Genomic DNA, 17,308 nt, shown 5'->3' with positions numbered 1-17,308 from the left:
ACCTTATAAACACTGTCCGTTAACGAGGCGAATCCCACCGCTCTCGGGCTGATTAGCCAATTGATAGTTGGCCTGACATTGCTGAGCCGCGTCATTGCCCCACTTAACCCGCAACCGCCCGCTATCCGCCAGGCCAGCCAGATAAACCTGGCCGCCATCACCGACGATGGCTGCATTGTCAGAGGGGCTGTTGAGAGTGCTGACGGTGGCGCCGAACGGCACCGGAGCGCCGCTGCGCGTCAGCAAGGTCAGCAACACGCGGGCACCGACGTCCGGATTAAAGCGGGCGCGCACCACGGCGCCGCGAGTTGGGATCACCGTTTGGCTACTCAGCGTCATGTCGACGTCCTCTGCGAAAGATTCACCGTCCAATCCGACGATGTTGCGCCGGTAAGGCGTCAGGTAAGGCACAACCGCATAGCCGCGCCAGTCGGTGCTGACTCCGGTCTGGTTCAGGACATTCACCCCTGAAGCACCAGGCGCTTGCACCAACGCCACCGTATCGCCCAGCGGTTGGGAAAGCGTGATGCCGTTTTGGTGCACCAGAACGCCGCCCTGCACGCCGTAGTTCACCTGCCGGCGATGGCGATCGTAGCTGTACCCCAGGTTCAACTCGGCGAGAGAGCCTTTATAATCCGCCTGAATATTGCCGTTCGCCCCCACATCCCTGCCGGTATAGCCCTGGCTGATGCTGTAGTTCAGGTTGTTTCCCGGCAACGCCGTACCGCTCAACCCAAGGTTGTTGCTGGTGGCACCATTGCGACTGGCGTTCATACTGTAGGTGGCGTAGCTGCCCGGCAGCCATTTGCTGAGCGGTACGCTGACGTTGAAAGCCACGATATGGTCACGAATACTGCTGCGATTGCCGTTACTGTCATAACCGTTCTGGTTGAACGTGTAATTCAGCCCGTAACTGACCGCTTCCCAGCTGTTGTTGTAGCTGAGGCTGACAGACTGCGAACGGCGATTGTTATCCCAGTAGTCTTCGTTAAACAGGCTGAGCGACAGCGTTCCTCCCCGCTCCCACAGGCTTTGGCTCATCGTCAGCTCGGCGCGGCTCTTCTTGTGATCGCTATAGACGGCGCTGTTGCCGCCATAGCTCTCCAGCGCCTCCTGCAGGCTATAAAAGCCGCGCGTGGAGTAGCGGTAACTGGCCAAACTAAAGTTGGTGCCGGTTTCAATGAAGTTTTTACCGTAACGCAGACGCCATGATTGCCCCTGTTCCTTCGGCCGGGTTTCCTGCTTGGTCCAGGCTTGGGTGACATCGGCAGACAGCGCGCCTACCGCCCCCATGTTCTGCCCCCATCCCAGCGCCAAAGACTGATATTTACTGGCCGCCTGCACGCCGCCATACAACGTGGCCCCCCAAGGCAAACCGTAGATCCCGGTTGCCTGGCTGAACGGGCGTTCATCAACGCCGCCGCTGTATGACCGGTATTTCCCGCTGGTCAGGCTGTATTTAAACCGCCCTTCGCGCTGCAATACCGGCACCACGGCGTACGGCACCACAAAATGCTGCTCCTGGCCGTCTGCCTCACGCACGTTTACATTCAGGTCGCCGCTGCCACCCGTGGGATACAGATCGGAAATTTCAAACGCCCCCGGCGGCACATAGCTTTGATAAATCACGTAGCCGTTTTGCCGGATTATGATTTGCGCATTCGTGCGTGCGATCCCGCGCACTACCGGCGAGTACCCTTTCATGCTGTCCGGCAGGATATCGTCCTCAGAGGCCAACTGCCCGCCGCGGAACTGCACGCTATCGAACACATCGCTGGATGTTGTGCTGTCACCCAAGGTCAGGCGGCTTTGCAACGCAACGATATCGCGCTGCAGGTAGGTATTGATTGAGCGCCAGGAAGAAGAGCCACCGGAGTAATGATTCCAGATCGAATAGTTACGCAGGCGCCAGGCGCCCCAGTTGATGCCCGAGCGCAGATTGAGGTAATAGTTATTGTTGTTTTGCCGTTCGCTGGCGCGCATCTGGCTATTGGCGCCGCTGAAATTGTAATTGACCAACAGCGCCGGTATGCCGGAATCCCATTTATCCGGGGAAACGTAGTCGCGCGCATTCAAGCGCAGTGCCGCCTGCGGGATGCTCAAATTCAGCCTCAACTGATTGAACAGGAATGTCGAAGAGGCTTGTGGAATGGCCTGCGCCAAATTGACGCAACTCTCCCCAGGCACCATCGCCGGAAACATGGCAACCCTCACGCCCAATTCAGCCAATTTTTCAGTGCTGAAACAAGGTTGCAGCGTTTGTTTACCGCCGGCTCCCGGCATAAGCCGGAACTCGACGTCGAGGCTGTCTATCTGTTCGCCGTTCAGGTAAAGATCGACCCGATAGTTCCCGGGCGCCTGGCTGCTGTTCTCCTCAAATACGGAGAGATCGGCGCCGCGCAGCGCCGGATTATCGATTTCCAGCAACGCCGGGTTGAAATAATCGCGCGCATAAGCCGTGCCGATCGGGCTCAGCAGCGCCACCTGGCAAGATATCAGGCCGGCAAGAACCGATCGCGCCCCTGGTAAACCAATGCAATTCGGGTTATTCATCCTTTTAACTCCCTGTCCCGATTGGCTCGGCCCGACGAAAAGCCAGGTAAGCCGAACACCTGCTCCAGCGTTATTCCGGAGCAAAAAACACGTACCGCAGCCCGGTTATAATGTGCTGGTGAAGGTCTGGCCGGTGCCGCCATAGTCATTGATGATTTGCCAGCTCAGACCGCCTCCTGCGCCATTCGCCGTCGGCAACGGGAAACTGGCGCTTGCCTGCGGCGCTACCATGGTGTTGCCGGTAATGGCGCGGCCATTCAGCTTCAAATTGAAAAAGGTGAGGTAGTAGGGTGAAGGGTTGGTCACCTGCAGACGATCGCCACTGCGCCGCCACGTCACTTTACCGGCCGCCTCCTCCAGATTGCCGGTGAGCCCCTGCGGGCGGTAAATCAACTTGATACGGGTCTTGATGGCGATTTGCAGGGTATTTTCTTTCTTTTCCACAGAGGGGATCGCCTTCACATTCAGCCAATACAGCGACTCTCTGTCCGTCGGTAAATTGCCGCCCGCACGTACCACGCGCAGCAGGTTATTTTGGCCGCCATCCAAGCGAAATAGCGGCGGTGTAATGATAAAAGGCGCTTTCGCGCTATCGCCTTCTTGCGCATCAACCCAGGATTGGATCAGATAAGGCATCGCATCCGGATTACTGATATTCAGAGCAGACTCTTTTTTGCCGCCGTCGTAGATCAGGCGCGTTCCCCCCACTACTACACCGGCCCGTACCGGAGTCCAAAGCGTCATCAGCAACGCCGCCGTCAGCACAAAGTATCCCGCTTTCATTCTCTTTCTTCCCGTTTCCATCACCGATGAATAAGAGCCAGAGAACACGCTCTCTGGCTCATTTTTCTAACTGTTCCGCCGCCGTAACGGCATGGCCTTACTGATAAACGATGGTGAAGTTGGCCGTAGCGTTGGCGCTACCGACGGAAACGTTGTCATAAGCGAAATAGCGCGCAACAAAGCCCAGAACGTTGTCTTTGTTCTCTGCCAGGGTATAGACGCGGGAATCGTTGCCGATATTTAACACGTTGCTGCCGTCGTCCAGCAGTTGCACGCCAATGCCGCCCGCGACCCCGGCGGTGCCGGCGCCGGTCAGTTGCAGCAGCCCGGACTGCCCCTGCACCTGAGTGCCGTCAAAACGCACGGTGGCGCCGGTGACGGTGGCCGGGCAATTTTTCAGCACCAGATTGAACGCCTTGGCGCCGGCGGTTTTGGACAGGGTGAACGCATCTTTGGCGATCTTGCCCAGAGCGACCTGCTTGTTTTTGGAATCCGCATCGACGGTGCAAGACTGATCGGTGATGGTGCCGGTAATATTCAGCGCGCCGTCGGCGGCAAATGCAGAAGTGGTAAATGCGGACGCGGTCAATATAGCTACAGCCAACAGATTCTTTTTCATCCTACTTTCCTTAAAATTATGCAAAATGTGCATGGGTTTATTTCCGACATATCCTTAATGTCATTCCTTTTATTTAGTTCCATGAATGGGAAACGTCTTAAGCCAAGTTGATTGATGGATTCTGGCTTATTCACCCAAACGATTCATTTTGAACTAAAGTGACTCCTTTGGATTTTTAAACCAATAAACAGACATTTGTCGGAATTTAAAACCAACCAATTGATGAATAACTGATAAATCAGACTAAAAAACCGAGGTGATAACGCAGTGATTTAAAATCGTGGGGTTTTGAGTAGGATTTTACTTAGACTTCCAGGGATGACACGGCATGCACAAAAAACACAAAACATTGTTTTTAAATGATATTTATCTTTATCCTGGAAAGAAGGCATGGGAATATTGACATTGTTTTTACGCGTCCTTACAGTATGTTTCAGTTTAGTTCAAAGTGACTCCTTAACGTTATTAACTTAAATCACACTTACCAAATTTCCTTGAAGCGCTGCGCATTGCTGGCAGTATAAATCACCGTATTCTGGATATTTCGGTGCCCGAGGTAATCCTGAATTAAACGGGTGTCGACACCGCGATCCGCCAATGCAAATCCGCAGCCATGCCGCAGCATGTGCGGGTGCGCATTGACCTCCAATTTAGCCACCTTGCTGTAATGGCGAATCAACCCGTAAATACGTTGACGCGACAGGCGGCCGCCGCGATTGGAAAGAAACAGCCACTCCTGATCTGCCCAGCGGTGCCGCTGACGTTTATCCAACCAGCGCCGCAAACATTGTCTTTCGCGCAGATAAAGCGGATGCACGGTGGAAAAACCATTTTTCAACCGATGCACATAGATATTACCGCCTTCCAGATCGATATCCGACAAACGCCATCCCCCTATTTCACTGGCGCGGCACCCATGAATAAAACACATATAAATCAAACAATAATCGCGTTCTGGATTCTTTCCATGCAGCGTGACCTCAAGCAGTCTCTCCACTTCAGAAGGCGTCAGATGTTTACGATTAGACATACAACCTCATTACTTTGATAGGAAAAATGTGGCTGTCATTTTCCTTTTACATCACCACAATGGACACTCAGGGCAGCCCCTGACATATGGATAGGTTCCTGCATCCAGCGCGGAGTATAACGGATTTGCCGAATGCGAACAGCGCGACAACCGTTATTCTCGCGGCCATCAATCGCCCCTGAGAATCGCTATCGTGAATAATCTGCGCAGCTTTCCGGCCGTATCATAAATAATGAGGCCGCACTGCCGCTATTTTCTTTAGCTTGCATTATCACTTACAAGCGCGATGTAGAGTGAGATTGATAAATTAACCGGCAAAACAAAGAATATTCCTAAAAAATATCGCCACATAATTAACACTCATCATTCATAACGCCGCCAAAGGTTGAATAAAAAAACGCCATCTCTGGCCATATTAACCTGACGGATAAGCATTAATATTTATGGATATCGATAACTGAGTGAGGCAGGATGCGAAAAGAATGAAATGGACGTTACAACAGACGAAAAACCCAGGCCAGACCCTAGCAAGCGATCGCCTGGGGGGATGAAATTATTGACGGGTTATCAGGTGGCACAATTCGCCGAGGGTCAATTCAGGATGCTCGATAAGCATTTCCGCAGTGAGCGTAATGCCGAATTCTCGCCGAACCAACAACATCAGCTCCATATAATCCAGGCTGTCCAGCCCAAGCTGCTGTAGCGGCATATCCGCCGACAGCAGCGTTCTCTCCAGCCCTCGGGCTTCATGCAACATGCCGCAAATCGTCTCATATAACCGATGATATTTTTCCATGCGTTCTACCGTTATTCATAGTGATTGCCAAATACCAGCGCCGCATTGGCGCCGCCGAAACCGAAACTGAGGCTCATGACATTACGCAGACGACCATGCCGATGTCCTTCGCGAATATAATCGAGATCGCATGCGGGATCGGCTTCGTGCAAATGGCAGGTCGCCGGCATCATTTGCTGCTGTAACGCTTGCAGGCAGACGATCGCCTCAAAGCTGCCGGATGCGCCAAGCAGGTGCCCGGTATAAGATTTCGTGCTGGAAATCGGTGTGCGATAGGCATCGCGCCCCAGCGCCGCCTTGATCGCCTCGGTTTCGTTCACGTCGTTTTGCAACGTAGACGTGCCATGCGCATTGATATAGTCGATTTCATGGCTGCCGAGCCCCGCCTGCTCCAAGGCCCGTCGTAGGGTTTTCACCTTGGCCTGAGGATCCTTCGACGGCGCGGTAAGATCAAAAGCGTCTGAAAAGTTGCCGTATCCTTTGATTTCGCCCAAAATCGTCGCACCGCGCGCTAAAGCCGCTTCCCGTTCCTCAAGGCATAATACGGCGGCCCCTTCCGCCAGGACGAAACCGTTGCGTTCCCGGCTAAACGGGCAACTGGCTTTGGTGATATCCTTTTGCTCCCGACTCAACAAACGCAACGCATCCATATTCCAGATCGCGCCGTTGCCGCGCAGCGACTCCGAGGCGCCGGCCAGCATCATTGAAGCGCGGCCGCTGCGTATCACCTCAAACGCATCGCCAATCGCGATGCCGCCGGTCGCGCAGGCCGCCGCCGGCGAGCCTTGATAGCCCCGTAGCAACCAATGCTGGCCGCATATGGCGGTCGCGATATTCGGCATCGCGTGAAAACAGCCAAACAGCTGCCCCAGCCCGGATTGCAGATAGTCCGCATTGTTTTGCATGATCTCATCCTGGCCGCCCCAGCCACTGCCGATAATCGCTCCGCACTCCAACGACGAATAAAAGTGCGCGGGCCCAACAAAACTGGATGAAAACGCCATTTCGATCGCCTCCGCGGCGGCGGCAAGCGCCAGTCTGGCGAATCTGGGCAAGCGGCGGCTTACCCGCGCGGCAACGCCCTCCAGCGGCGGTTCGGCCTCCAGCAAAGCAAAAAAGCGCGCGTGGATCCCCGCCGCCGATTTATCGTGATAACGATAGGCCAGACGGCTGGCCATGATAGCCTGCCAGCTTTGCTGCGCGTTGCCCCCCAGCGCGGTGACGGCACCGTAACCGGTAACCACTACGCGTCTTGTTTTCTCCATGCTTATTCTCCTTGCCCGGATGCGAAAGCCTCGTTGCCGCCCAGCGCCAGCCAGAGTTGCATCGTGGCGTTCAGATAGCGGAATTGCAGTGCCGACAGCGAATTCTCGCTGGCCAACACCGCCTCTTGCGCATCCAGCAGCGTTTGCAGCGCAACGGAACCAGCCTGATATTGATGTCGCGCCAACGCCACGGCTTGTCGACTCATCGCCAGATGCCACCGCTGATTGCCGATTTGCCGCTGTGCTTCCAGGCGTTGTCGCATGGCGTTGTCCACATCGGCCAGCGCACGGTAGACCGCATCGCGAAATTGAATCTCCGCCCGCTGCGCCTGCAACGCCGCTTTGTCGCTGGACAAGCGCATCTTGCGCCATTCGATAAACGGCAGCGTCAACGTGGCGCCCAGCGAGCGCGAAGGTTCACTGAACCACTGGCGGAAAAGTCCGCTGCCGGCATCCAACCCGGCCTCCAGGCTCAGCGCCGGATAAAAACTCAATCTTGCCGCCTCGGCACCGGCCAGCGCCGCTCTCAGACGGCGTTCTGCTGCCTGAACATCCGGCCGGCGCGCAATCACCCACGCCGGCTGACGCTGCGCGACAGCCACCTCGTCAAGCGGCAACGAACGCCGTTCGCTATAGCGCAGCAGCGGCGATCGCCCGAACAACAGTGCCAACGAGTTACGCGCATCTTCCCGCTGCCGCTCCAGCTCATGCAGCTGATTCTCTCGCGCCAACAAGCTTTGCTCCGCCTGCAACAGCTCGAATCGGCCAACGTCGCCGGCGGTGTGACGTGCCGCCACCAGCCGCAAAGTTTCACGCGCGATCGCCAGCGCCTGTTGCTGATGGAGGACTTGCTGATTCAAGTCGGCAATCTGCCAGTACCCGCGCGCGGTAGCACCGATCAAGGTCAACGCGGTATTGCGCCGGTCCAACTCCGAGGCGACGGCCAGCCATTCGGCCTGTTCGCGAATGCGCGCCAGCTTGCCCCATAAATCCAGTTCATAGCTCAGAGAAAGCCCTGCACGGTAGCTTTCCTGCGCCGTAGACGCGCCCCGCAACGCTCGGGTATTGCGGCCGCTTAGGCTGGCGGTGAAATCCGGCGTCAAGTTGCCCTCCGTTAATCCGGCCTCCAACATGGCCTCGCGCCACTGCAATCCGGCCAGCGCCAAATCCTGATTCGCGATCAGCACGCCATCGATCAGCGAGGAGAGTTGCGGATCATTGAAGTTTTCCCACCAGGCGACGCCCGCCCGCAGCGAACCGGAACGCTCATCGACCACGCGCCACTGCTGCGGCAGCGACGGTGGCGCCGTGGCGTCGATCGGCCGCCCTCCGCAGGCGCTCAGCGACAGCATCACCAGCCCGTAAACCCAAAGTCGGCTCATTCTCGCGCCAGCGCCTCCACCGGCTGCAGGCGCGCGGCGGTGCGAGCCGGAAAGAACCCGAACCCGACACCGATCAACGCCGAAAATCCGCAGGCCAGGAGCAACGGCGGCCAGGTAAAGATCATCGTCACCTGCGGCGCCAATCCGCTCAGAACCCCTTTGACCAGCGCGGCGCAGGCGATCCCCAACACGCCTCCCAGGCTGCAGATCACCACCGCCTCAATCAAAAACTGCCGCATAATGTCCTTCTCGGCGGCGCCCACCGCCATTCGAATACCGATCTCATGGGTCCGTTCCGTCACCGAGACCAGCATGATGTTCATCACCCCCACACCGCCCACCAGCAGCGAGATGGCGGCAATCGCGGTAATCAACAGTTGCATGGAGCCTGAGGCGCGCTGAATGGATTGCGTCAGCTGATCGTCGGTCAACGTGAAGAAATCACGCCGCCCGTGTTCTACGATCAAACGCCGGGTCGCATCCCGCCCCGCCTCTTCCAGCGTCAGTTTTTCATTCACTCGCATCACAATGGATTCCAGCGGCATATCGCCGGCGATGCGGCCGGTCAGGGAGGTATAGGGCAGCCAGGCAAGCGGCTGAGAGCCGGCGTATTGAGCGCCGCGGCGCTGCGCGACGCCGATCACCCGATAAGGCACGCCCGCGATCAGCACTACCGCGCCTATAGGGTCTTGCCGGGAAGCAAACAGCGCCTGTTTCAGCAAGGGATCAATCACCGCTACCGGTGCGCGCTCACTCAGATCCTGCGCGGTAAACAGGCCGCCGGAAAGCAGGCGAATGCCCTGCGTGCGGAAATACCCTTCGCCGACGCCCATCACGGCAAGCGGCACCTGTTTGCCTTCGCGAACGGCCAGCAGTTGGGTGCCGATCACCGGCGAAACGCTGTCGACGTAAGGCAGCGCCGCCAATAATGCGGCATCCCGCTCGCTCAGCGAGCGCGCAAGGTCGGGCCGCGGTTTCTCCCACCCGAGGCCTGGGCGAATCTCCAGCGTGCTGGTGCCAAGCTGGCTGATTTCCTTGAGAATATTACGCCGCGTGCCTTCTCCGATGGCGATGGCGGAGACCACCGCCGCAATGCCGATAATGATGCCGAGCATCGATAGCAGTGCCCGGACCCGGTGCCCCAGCAATGCCCGCCAGGCCATGCCGACGGCCTCTTTCAACGCCGCGCCCGGCGCCATGCGTTTCAGCGGCGCCGCCAGCGGTCGCTCGAACGTAGAAAGATGTCGGGAGGCTTCATGGCGACGATCCGCCACGATCTCGCCGTCGCCGATCTCAATGATCCGCCGCGCCTGTTCGGCGATCCGCCGATCGTGTGTCACGATGACGACGGTATGCCCGATAGCGTTCAGCTCGTGCAAAATGGTCATTAACGCCTGACCGCTGGCGCTATCCAGCGCACCTGTCGGTTCGTCGGCCAAAATAATTTCCGCGCCGTTCATCAGGGCGCGAGCAATACTGACCCGCTGCTGTTGCCCACCGGAAAGCTGCGCCGGACGATGACCGCCGCGCTGCGCCAACCCGAGCCGGGCCAGCAAATGCGCTGCCCGCAGGCGGCGTTCGACGGCCGGCATGGCGGTATACAACGCCGGGATCGCCACATTCTCACCGGCGGTCAGATAGGGCATCAGGTGATAGCGCTGGAAGATAAAGCCGATATGCCGGCTGCGAAGCTGCGCCAGGCGATCGGCGTCGGCTTGCCCAATAGCCACTCCGTTGATGTGCACGTCGCCCTGAGAAGGTTTGTCCAGACAGCCGATGATGTTCATCAACGTCGATTTTCCGGAACCGGAAGCGCCGACGATAGCGACCATTTCCCCCCGTTGAATGCTCAGGGAAATGCGCTTAAGGACCGCAATTTTCTGCTCCCCCGCCTGAAACTCGCGCGAGACGTTATCCAACGCAATGATGGGAGCGGTGTTAACTGACATCAGCGCCCTCCTCCACATCAGGCTGTTGCTCCAGCAGCACCTGCTCTCCTGCGTTCAGCCCTTCCAACACTTCGGCATAGCGGCGATCGCGGGTACCGATACGCACGCGGCGCACCACCGTTTGCCCGCCTTCCAGCACCTTGACCTGATAGCTTCCTTCCTCCAATGCCGCGCCCAGCGCAGCCATCGGTACCCGCACCACCCCCTGTGCGCGTTCGGTCATGATGAATACCTGCGCCGTCATCGAGGTGCGCAATCGACGCTCGCCGTTGGCGACGGCAAACACGCCGTTGTAATACACCGCCGCCGTTTGCTGGCTTGAATTCCTGCCCAGCGGGTCGGTTTCCAGCGCCTCCGCCGGCGCCTGCTGTATCACGCCCATCGCACCCTCATAGCGGCGGCTGGGATCGGCGGCGACGTAAAACCACAGCGGCTGCCCCGTCTTCACCTGCAAGATGTCATTTTCCGATATGCGGGTGTGCACCATCATGGTATCCACGTCTGCCATTACCAAAATGGTCGGCGCGCTTTGCGACGAGACGATGGTTTGCCCTTCCTGGGTAACGATGCCCAGCACTTCGCCGTCGATAGGGGCGGTAATACGGGTAAAAGCCAGATTGGCCCTGGCGGTTTCCTGCGCCACTTCGGCCTGGACGATCTGCGACTCGTTCACTTTCAACTGCGCCAGTTGCGCGTCGTGCTGCGCCTGCGCTTTTTCCAAATCGCTGGCCACGCCGGCGCGGTCTCGCGCCAGCGCTCTTTGCCGCTTCAGCTCCAGCTGGTACTGCTTCAGCTGCGCCTGGCTCGCCAGTTTCTGCGCCTGCGCGCTGCGTAATTCGGCCTGTGACTTGCGCAGCTCGTTAAGCTGCAGCGTCGGATCGATCTCAGCCAACAGCTGCCCCTGGATCACCCTGTCACCCTGTTTGACATACAGTTTTTTCAACTGCCCGTTGACCTGCGCGCCCACGTTCACCTGCCGAAGCGGTTTCAGAATCCCGGTCGCCAACACGCTTTTTTCGATGTCCCCGCGCTCGACGCGCGCCGTTTGCGGTGGTTGCGTGTCAGGGGGCCGATTCAGCAACGACAGCCCGCCAAGCAACGCCGCCAAAACGACCATCGCCAACGCCACTCGCCGCCAGCGTCTCTTTCCGGGCACCTCACTCCACCTCTGCACAATCATTCATCCTGGCGTCGTCGGTGGATTCAGGCACCAGCCGCCCCTGCGACATGCGCAAGACCCGATCGAATAACGGCAACAACCGCGGATTATGGGTGACCGTCACCAGGGTTTTACGGTTTTCACGGCAATGCGCCACCAGAGCCGACATCACCGCCGCCGCGGTCTTTTCATCCAGATTCGCCGTCGGTTCGTCCAGCACCAACACCGGGCAACGGCTGTACATGGCGCGCGCCAGCAACAGACGCTGCCGCTGCCCCAGCGACAGCCCGGCATGGCTCTCCCGCACCAGGGCGTTCACGCCCCCCGGCAGCTGCGCCACCGCGTCCGCCAGCCCCAAACTGCGCAACGCCTGTTCCACCTGCCGTTGCTGGCCCGGCGCCGACGGCGCGAACAGCGTGATGTTCTGCAACACCGAGGCGTTGAACAGAATGTCCTCCTGGCTTTGCAGGAAGAACAGCCGCTGCGCGGCGGCACTTGCCAGTACGCGCCCATCCAGCGTCAGCTCCCCCTGCTGCGGCGTCAGCAGGCAGGCGAGCACCTTCAGCAACGTGCTCTTGCCCGCGCCGGAACCGCCGCAAATGGCGATGCACTCGCCACGCTCCAGCGTCAGCGACAAATCGCGCAACACCGGTTGACCGGCGTCGTAAGCGAAGGCCACACTCCGATACGCCAACCGCGCGTCAAAATGGCTCACGCTTTCGTCCGCAGACTGGGCCCGAGCGGATACTGCAGGAAACAGATCCCGCGCGCGTTCATCGATGACGTGCAGCTGGTTTTTCTGCAAAACGGCAAAAAAGATCTTGCTGCTGTACGAAGTAAAGATTTCGCGCAGAAAGCTGTAGGCGAAGAATGCCCCCAGACTGAGTTCGCCCTCCTTGAGCAGCGGCAACGCCAGCAGCATGAACAACACCATCTCCAGACTGCCGATCAGCTGGTAAATGCTGCCTTTTATCTGTTCATAGATCTTTTGCTGCTGCAGGCAATTGAACAGCGAGCGGGCATGTTCGGCGAACCCTTCCTGCCGCTGGCCGGCCAGGCCGGCTGATTTGATGGTCGAAAACCCCTGGATGGTTTCCAGGATGAAGTCATTTTGCACCGCGCCTCGCACCTGCAGCTGCTGGGTGTAATGCCGATCGCGGTAGATGGCCCATACGCTGACCGCCCCCATCAGCAGCACGCCGACAACCGGCACCAGCGCCAGCATCGGGCTCAGGTAGCACATCACCGCCAACGCGATGGCGCCGATGATCCAGTCGGTGCGCAGGCCGTTGTCCAGTTCGATTTTCTGGCCGGCGGCCATCTGCCAGCTGGTGAAACGGCTGAAGATCTCGCCGGGGGCGCGCTTGCTGAAGAAATTGAGTGAGTTTTCCAGCAGGCGAGAAAAACCGGCGGCGCCGTGCAACAACACGAAATTTTTGATGAAGCGTTCGGTGAGGGTGCGCGCAATCAGCGCCAACGCCGTGGACGCCACAAACGCCAGCAGATAATAGGCGTAGGGGAACGCGACCTCGCCGGCCATGGCGAACACCTGATTGATCGCGCTGGCGACCATCATCGGCATGATGAACAGCGTCAATGAGATAAAAAACGTCATCGCCGCCAGGCGATAGATGCCGGCGATGCCGGCGGTATCCTTCAGGCTTAAGCTGGCGAAAGCGCTGCGGCGGTGGCTGCGCCGGGCCGGGACGGTGGCTGGCAAATCATCGCGATCCAGCACCAACGCATAACCGCTGATTTCCGCTTTCAGGGCGGCATACGGCAGCAGCTGCTGCCCCAACGCCGGGTTCATTACGCACACGTACCCCCCCTGGCGATACGCCAATAACACATAGTGGCCCGCACCGTAATGCAAAATGGCCGGTAACGGCAGCGCCGCCAGATCCCGGTGCTCGAACGCCACCGGATAAGCCGGTAGCGCCAGCTCTCCCAAAATGGCGCACAGCGTCGCCAGCGAAGTGCCGTGCTGCGAAGCGGGATAACGCTCCCGCAGCTCCGTCAACGGTGCGCGAATGCCCTGAGTTTCCGCCAGCATGGCGATGCAGGCCAGCCCGCACTCATTGATTTCGCTCTGCAAGACCGGCGTAGGAAGGGTGTTTTCCATACGTTGTGATATCCCTGACTTATTCGTTAATAAAAAATAAAGAGTGCGAATGCCATAGCAACCAATCATCCGCATGCCGCCGGAGGGTTCGCTCGACGATCGCCGGCATGGCGCGGCCGACCCGATCTGCGGCGACAGGTTCTTCAATGTGAATGCGGATGCCGCGATCGAAATAAAGCGAATAGAACACCACCTGAGCCCGCAACGCCCGGGACAGCCGAACGATGCCGCTGTGCAAATGCGCCGGCCGGCCGAACAGATGGCAGGCCAATTTAGCCGCCACATCCTGATTGCTGTGCAGGGTGTAATCCGGCGTGATATCGGGGAAGAGGATGATGTTGCGCCGATGTTCCGCCGCTTCCAGCATCGCCTGCGACAAGGTGCCGGCGATGTGCCGCGGATCGTCGTGAATCGAGCAATAGTCGAGCCGCTGCCGCCATTCGTCTTCCGGCGATCGCCGCGCAAACGCCTGCACATCGCCGGAAACGATCACCGTGGCCCGCCCGGGATAAACGCCCGCGCCGACCAGCGTCGCCAACACGTCGGAGACCGTATGCATCGGCGCCAGCAGCACCGGCACGCCCGCGCGATGCAGCGGTTCCACGACCTGATCAAGCTGCGCGGAACAGTGCGCCAAATGGCTCATCAACGCCGCATTGCGGGCAGAGGCCGCCGCCATGTCCAGCCACTGCCGCCGCTGCATCAGCCAGGCGAAGTCCAGCTTGCCTTCACCCAACAGGCTTTGGCGGTTCGCCAGCGCTACCGCATGCCGGTGGCGAAAGCGGCGCTGCGGCCTGCTTCCCCTCAACCGCCGGCGCACCGCCAGCCACAGGCGATAGTCCACGCGCCGCAGCAGGGCACACGTCAGGCGGTTGCCCATCCCGGCACCGGCAGCCGATAAGCGGGCCATCGCGTCCAGGCCGTTGCGCCAGGCCAAATACCCTCGAACCGCGAGCAGGCGCATCAGGGGGCCAGCGGTTTATCGTGCTGCAACAGCGACAGCAGCTGCCCGCTGAAAGCGGAAAACTCGCGATCTTGCAGCGCCAGCCATTTGCGATTGACGATAAAACTGGGGGTCGCGTTGATCTTGTAATAGCGGCTTACCGCCGTCATATGCGCCAACAACGCCTTGACCCGCTCTGACTCTCTGGCCTGCCGATAGGCAGCCTCATCGATACCGTTGGCCGTCAGCCAGGCGCTGAGCTGCTTGTCGTCCGCCAGGTTGAGGTTTTCTTTGATAATGGCGCGATAAGCGGCGGGGCGATGCTGTGCTTCGATCCCCATGATCGTCAGCGTGGCGAACAGGGGCGCAAAGGCCGCCATGCCGGCTTGACTGTCGTCGCTGAGGTGCAAGCGCACCAATTTGGCGCCCGCCGGCAAACGTTTTTCCAGCTCTGCCACGCCGCTTTCGTTGACTTCACAATAGTGGCAGGCGTAAGAGAAGACTTCGACAATGGTATTATCGTCTTGCAACGGGCTTTGTTCGATTTTTTCCGGGGAGATAAAACTCAGGCTTTCCGCCTCCGCCGGTTGCATGACGTAATGTTGAAAATAAAATGCGGTCAAAAAAGAAGAGGCAAAAATAATAACGAGCGTGTAGCCGATAAAAAGCAAGGGACGTTTATACATAACGGACGCATCCTGCGCATATATTAATATTCACCCGGCAGAGTGAATACATGAAAAAGAGTTAATGCCGTAAATAATGAGAACGTAAGACGACTTTTTCGCCGGTATCAGGCGGGACAGCGCGAACGCTGCCCGCCTGCCCACCGCTAATCTAAATGCAGGGGGTCAACCCGCATCAGCTTGGCGTGGTTGGGTTAGACGGGCAGCTTGCTACCGGCGCCGGGTAATAAGACTTCTGTACGCCACCGAATTTGTTCGCACAGGTTTTCACCAGCTGGCAGGTGCGGTTGTTGCCGCTGCCCACCCAGGCAAATTCCTTGGTACAAACAAAAGTACCGCCGACGATGTTTTCCGCTTCTGACAGATTGATTTTTTTCATTACAATATCCTTATTTATATTAAAACATAAACACACTACCCATTACCCTGTCGGCAGACAGAGCAATCCTTCAATACATTTCAAAACTATTTAACCAATAACAATGAGAGCGCTTCGGGAAAAAGCATAGCCATCCCAAACGAGCAGATCAATACAATTATTTACACTGCAAGTTAAAGTTAATCGAATAAGTAACGCTCGATTACAGGACTATTCCAATTTAAATTGGACTAAAAAAAAGAAAAGTAGACTAAACCCGGTTACAGCAAGAAAAATAAAAAAGGATAATTCTCAGTAAAATGAAAAAACAAATAAGAAAAATTCAGATCTGACCAGTTGGTGACGACGTGCGACACGCTGAAAAGATTGCTTCCTGCCGCGCCGGATTTACACTGGGACAAAAGGACTCTCACTCTACAGGATGCCCATGCTCGCCACCCACGAATACGCCAACGACCTGATTCTGTTCGCCCTGATCGTCGACTGCGGCTCGTTCAGCAAGGCCGCGGAGAGCGCCGGCATCACCAGCTCGGTGGTCAGTAAACGCATCGGGCGGCTGGAAAAATCGCTGGGTGCCCGGCTGTTGTACCGCACCACCCGCAGCCTGACACTGACCGAAAGCGGCCAGGCGCTCTACCAGCAGGCCAAAGAGATCGGCGCCAAAGTGCAGGAGGCGCTGTACGCCGTCAGCGAAAAGAGCGAAGAGTTGACCGGCACCATTCGCATGTCGGTGCCGACCATTTCGGGCGAGCTGCTGCTGAGCGAGAGCGTGGCGGAATTTTGCGCTCTGCATCCCAGCCTGAAAGTCGAGATGCGGCTGGAAAACCGCTTTGCCGATCTGGTGGAAGAAGGCATCGATCTGGCGATCCGCACCGGCACCATGCCGGATTCAAGCCTGATTGCCCGGCCGATCTTCGATTCCCGCTGGGTGATCGTCTGCTCGCCGGGGTATTTGGAAAGCCACCCGGAACCGCGTTGCGCCGAAGACCTGCTCGGCCACAACTGTCTGACCTACACCTATCAGGAGAGCGGCACCGCCAACTGGCTGATGAAACAGCCGGGGCGCAACGACATCTACGAGCTGCAGGTTAACGGCAACCTGTCGGCCAACAATGCGCGGGCGATCCGCAAAGCGGTGATCGGCGGCCACGGCATCGCCATGGTGCCACGCTGCATGGTGTATGAAGATTTGCAGGACGGCAAACTGACGGAGATCCTGGCCGGCCACTGCGGCAAGGTATTGGGCATTTACGCCGTCTATCCTTACACCCGCAATCTGCCGTTAAAAACCCGTCTGCTGATCGAGCATATCATCGGTTCCTACCAAAATATCAGCCACTATTTTTGAATTTTCCTCGCTGATTATTTCCCCGCGGCCGCAAAAGTCCGCGGAGATTACGGCATTTTTGGACATAATCTATTGAACATTACCGCTTAATTAATGTGAGCCTGCGCATTCATCACACAATAACACTTTCTATCAATCTGATTTTTAAGCAGTTAATCCATCCCCTTCTACCGGCCAATTTCCCACCGCCGGCGCCGTTCGCCGATGTTAAAAAAATACCGCATGGCATCGTCGTCGACGTTGTGATTAGAATGAAAATGTTGCGCTAATTAACCTTTCAGCTACATATCTCTG

The 17,308-nt window shown here is 57.7% G+C and carries 14 protein-coding genes; 1 reads left to right on the top strand and 13 read right to left on the bottom strand.

Features of this window, described 5'->3' with window-relative positions:
- Positions 1–3: 3 nt before the first annotated feature.
- The 13 genes from REA38_RS22675 to REA38_RS22615 form a co-directional block, all read right to left on the bottom strand.
- The gene (locus REA38_RS22675) at positions 4–2,553 is read right to left on the bottom strand and encodes a fimbria/pilus outer membrane usher protein (protein WP_308886676.1); all 2,550 of its coding nucleotides are present in this window, start codon (positions 2,551–2,553) and stop codon (positions 4–6) included.
- A 105-nt stretch (positions 2,554–2,658) separates the two neighbouring features.
- Positions 2,659–3,336 carry a molecular chaperone gene (locus tag REA38_RS22670; protein WP_033635793.1) on the bottom strand — a complete coding sequence of 226 codons (678 nt, stop codon included), beginning with the start codon at positions 3,334–3,336 and terminating at the stop codon, positions 2,659–2,661.
- A 97-nt stretch (positions 3,337–3,433) separates the two neighbouring features.
- The gene (locus REA38_RS22665; protein ID WP_033635794.1) at positions 3,434–3,955 is read right to left on the bottom strand and encodes a fimbrial protein; all 522 of its coding nucleotides are present in this window, start codon (positions 3,953–3,955) and stop codon (positions 3,434–3,436) included.
- 481 nt (positions 3,956–4,436) lie between these two features.
- Positions 4,437–4,985, bottom strand: a complete 549-nt coding sequence (locus tag REA38_RS22660; RefSeq protein WP_033635795.1) for a tyrosine-type DNA invertase — start codon at positions 4,983–4,985, stop codon at positions 4,437–4,439.
- A gap of 553 nt (positions 4,986–5,538) precedes the next feature.
- Positions 5,539–5,781 (bottom strand): acyl carrier protein, encoded by a 243-nt coding sequence (locus REA38_RS22655; RefSeq protein ID WP_033649480.1) that lies wholly within the window; start codon positions 5,779–5,781, stop codon positions 5,539–5,541.
- A gap of 11 nt (positions 5,782–5,792) precedes the next feature.
- Positions 5,793–7,046, bottom strand: coding sequence for a beta-ketoacyl-[acyl-carrier-protein] synthase family protein (locus REA38_RS22650; protein WP_060438394.1), 1,254 nt, complete (start codon positions 7,044–7,046; stop codon positions 5,793–5,795).
- A 2-nt stretch (positions 7,047–7,048) separates the two neighbouring features.
- Entirely contained in the window at positions 7,049–8,428 is a 1,380-nt protein-coding gene (locus REA38_RS22645; RefSeq protein WP_060436997.1) for an efflux transporter outer membrane subunit, read from the bottom strand.
- Complete coding sequence (locus REA38_RS22640) at positions 8,425–10,377, bottom strand: ABC transporter permease (RefSeq protein WP_308886674.1); 1,953 nt, start codon at positions 10,375–10,377, stop codon at positions 8,425–8,427. Before REA38_RS22640 ends, REA38_RS22645 begins: the two co-directional genes overlap by 4 nt.
- Positions 10,367–11,494 (bottom strand): efflux RND transporter periplasmic adaptor subunit, encoded by a 1,128-nt coding sequence (locus REA38_RS22635; RefSeq protein WP_374213804.1) that lies wholly within the window; start codon positions 11,492–11,494, stop codon positions 10,367–10,369. Before REA38_RS22635 ends, REA38_RS22640 begins: the two co-directional genes overlap by 11 nt.
- Positions 11,495–11,534: 40 nt before the next feature.
- Positions 11,535–13,658, bottom strand: a complete 2,124-nt coding sequence (locus REA38_RS22630; protein WP_033654087.1) for a peptidase domain-containing ABC transporter — start codon at positions 13,656–13,658, stop codon at positions 11,535–11,537.
- A gap of 19 nt (positions 13,659–13,677) precedes the next feature.
- Positions 13,678–14,622 (bottom strand): ABC transporter, encoded by a 945-nt coding sequence (locus tag REA38_RS22625; protein WP_308886673.1) that lies wholly within the window; start codon positions 14,620–14,622, stop codon positions 13,678–13,680.
- Complete coding sequence (locus REA38_RS22620) at positions 14,622–15,287, bottom strand: DsbA family protein (RefSeq protein WP_308886672.1); 666 nt, start codon at positions 15,285–15,287, stop codon at positions 14,622–14,624. The genes REA38_RS22625 and REA38_RS22620 overlap by 1 nt, the downstream gene beginning before the upstream one ends.
- A gap of 175 nt (positions 15,288–15,462) precedes the next feature.
- Complete coding sequence (locus REA38_RS22615; RefSeq protein WP_033635804.1) at positions 15,463–15,666, bottom strand: DUF4762 family protein; 204 nt, start codon at positions 15,664–15,666, stop codon at positions 15,463–15,465.
- Positions 15,667–16,093: 427 nt separating this feature from the next.
- Between REA38_RS22615 and REA38_RS22610 the strand changes: the two genes are divergently transcribed.
- On the top strand, positions 16,094–17,014 hold the full coding sequence (locus tag REA38_RS22610; protein WP_308886670.1) for a LysR family transcriptional regulator: 921 nt from the start codon (positions 16,094–16,096) through the stop codon (positions 17,012–17,014).
- Positions 17,015–17,308: the final 294 nt, after the last annotated feature.

The sequence above is a fragment of the Serratia sp. MF1(2023) genome, from assembly GCF_030954545.1.
GTDB lineage: Bacteria > Pseudomonadota > Gammaproteobacteria > Enterobacterales > Enterobacteriaceae > Serratia > Serratia sarumanii.
The sequence above is the reverse complement of the archived record's forward strand: the minus strand, read 5'-3'. Positions and strand labels throughout refer to the sequence as shown.

Bases quoted from the DNA above. Each gene is read 5' to 3' on its own strand.
- REA38_RS22675 (WP_308886676.1), bottom strand. From the start codon at position 2,553: ATGAATAACCCGAATTGCATTGGTTTACCAGGGGCGCGATCGGTTCTT.
- REA38_RS22670 (WP_033635793.1), bottom strand. From the start codon at position 3,336: ATGAAAGCGGGATACTTTGTGCTGACGGCGGCGTTGCTGATGACGCTT.
- REA38_RS22665 (WP_033635794.1), bottom strand. From the start codon at position 3,955: ATGAAAAAGAATCTGTTGGCTGTAGCTATATTGACCGCGTCCGCATTT.
- REA38_RS22660 (WP_033635795.1), bottom strand. From the start codon at position 4,985: ATGTCTAATCGTAAACATCTGACGCCTTCTGAAGTGGAGAGACTGCTT.
- REA38_RS22655 (WP_033649480.1), bottom strand. From the start codon at position 5,781: ATGGAAAAATATCATCGGTTATATGAGACGATTTGCGGCATGTTGCAT.
- REA38_RS22650 (WP_060438394.1), bottom strand. From the start codon at position 7,046: ATGGAGAAAACAAGACGCGTAGTGGTTACCGGTTACGGTGCCGTCACC.
- REA38_RS22645 (WP_060436997.1), bottom strand. From the start codon at position 8,428: ATGAGCCGACTTTGGGTTTACGGGCTGGTGATGCTGTCGCTGAGCGCC.
- REA38_RS22640 (WP_308886674.1), bottom strand. From the start codon at position 10,377: ATGTCAGTTAACACCGCTCCCATCATTGCGTTGGATAACGTCTCGCGC.
- REA38_RS22635 (WP_374213804.1), bottom strand. From the start codon at position 11,494: ATGGTCGTTTTGGCGGCGTTGCTTGGCGGGCTGTCGTTGCTGAATCGG.
- REA38_RS22630 (WP_033654087.1), bottom strand. From the start codon at position 13,658: ATGGAAAACACCCTTCCTACGCCGGTCTTGCAGAGCGAAATCAATGAG.
- REA38_RS22625 (WP_308886673.1), bottom strand. From the start codon at position 14,622: ATGCGCCTGCTCGCGGTTCGAGGGTATTTGGCCTGGCGCAACGGCCTG.
- REA38_RS22620 (WP_308886672.1), bottom strand. From the start codon at position 15,287: ATGTATAAACGTCCCTTGCTTTTTATCGGCTACACGCTCGTTATTATT.
- REA38_RS22615 (WP_033635804.1), bottom strand. From the start codon at position 15,666: ATGAAAAAAATCAATCTGTCAGAAGCGGAAAACATCGTCGGCGGTACT.
- REA38_RS22610 (WP_308886670.1), top strand. From the start codon at position 16,094: ATGCTCGCCACCCACGAATACGCCAACGACCTGATTCTGTTCGCCCTG.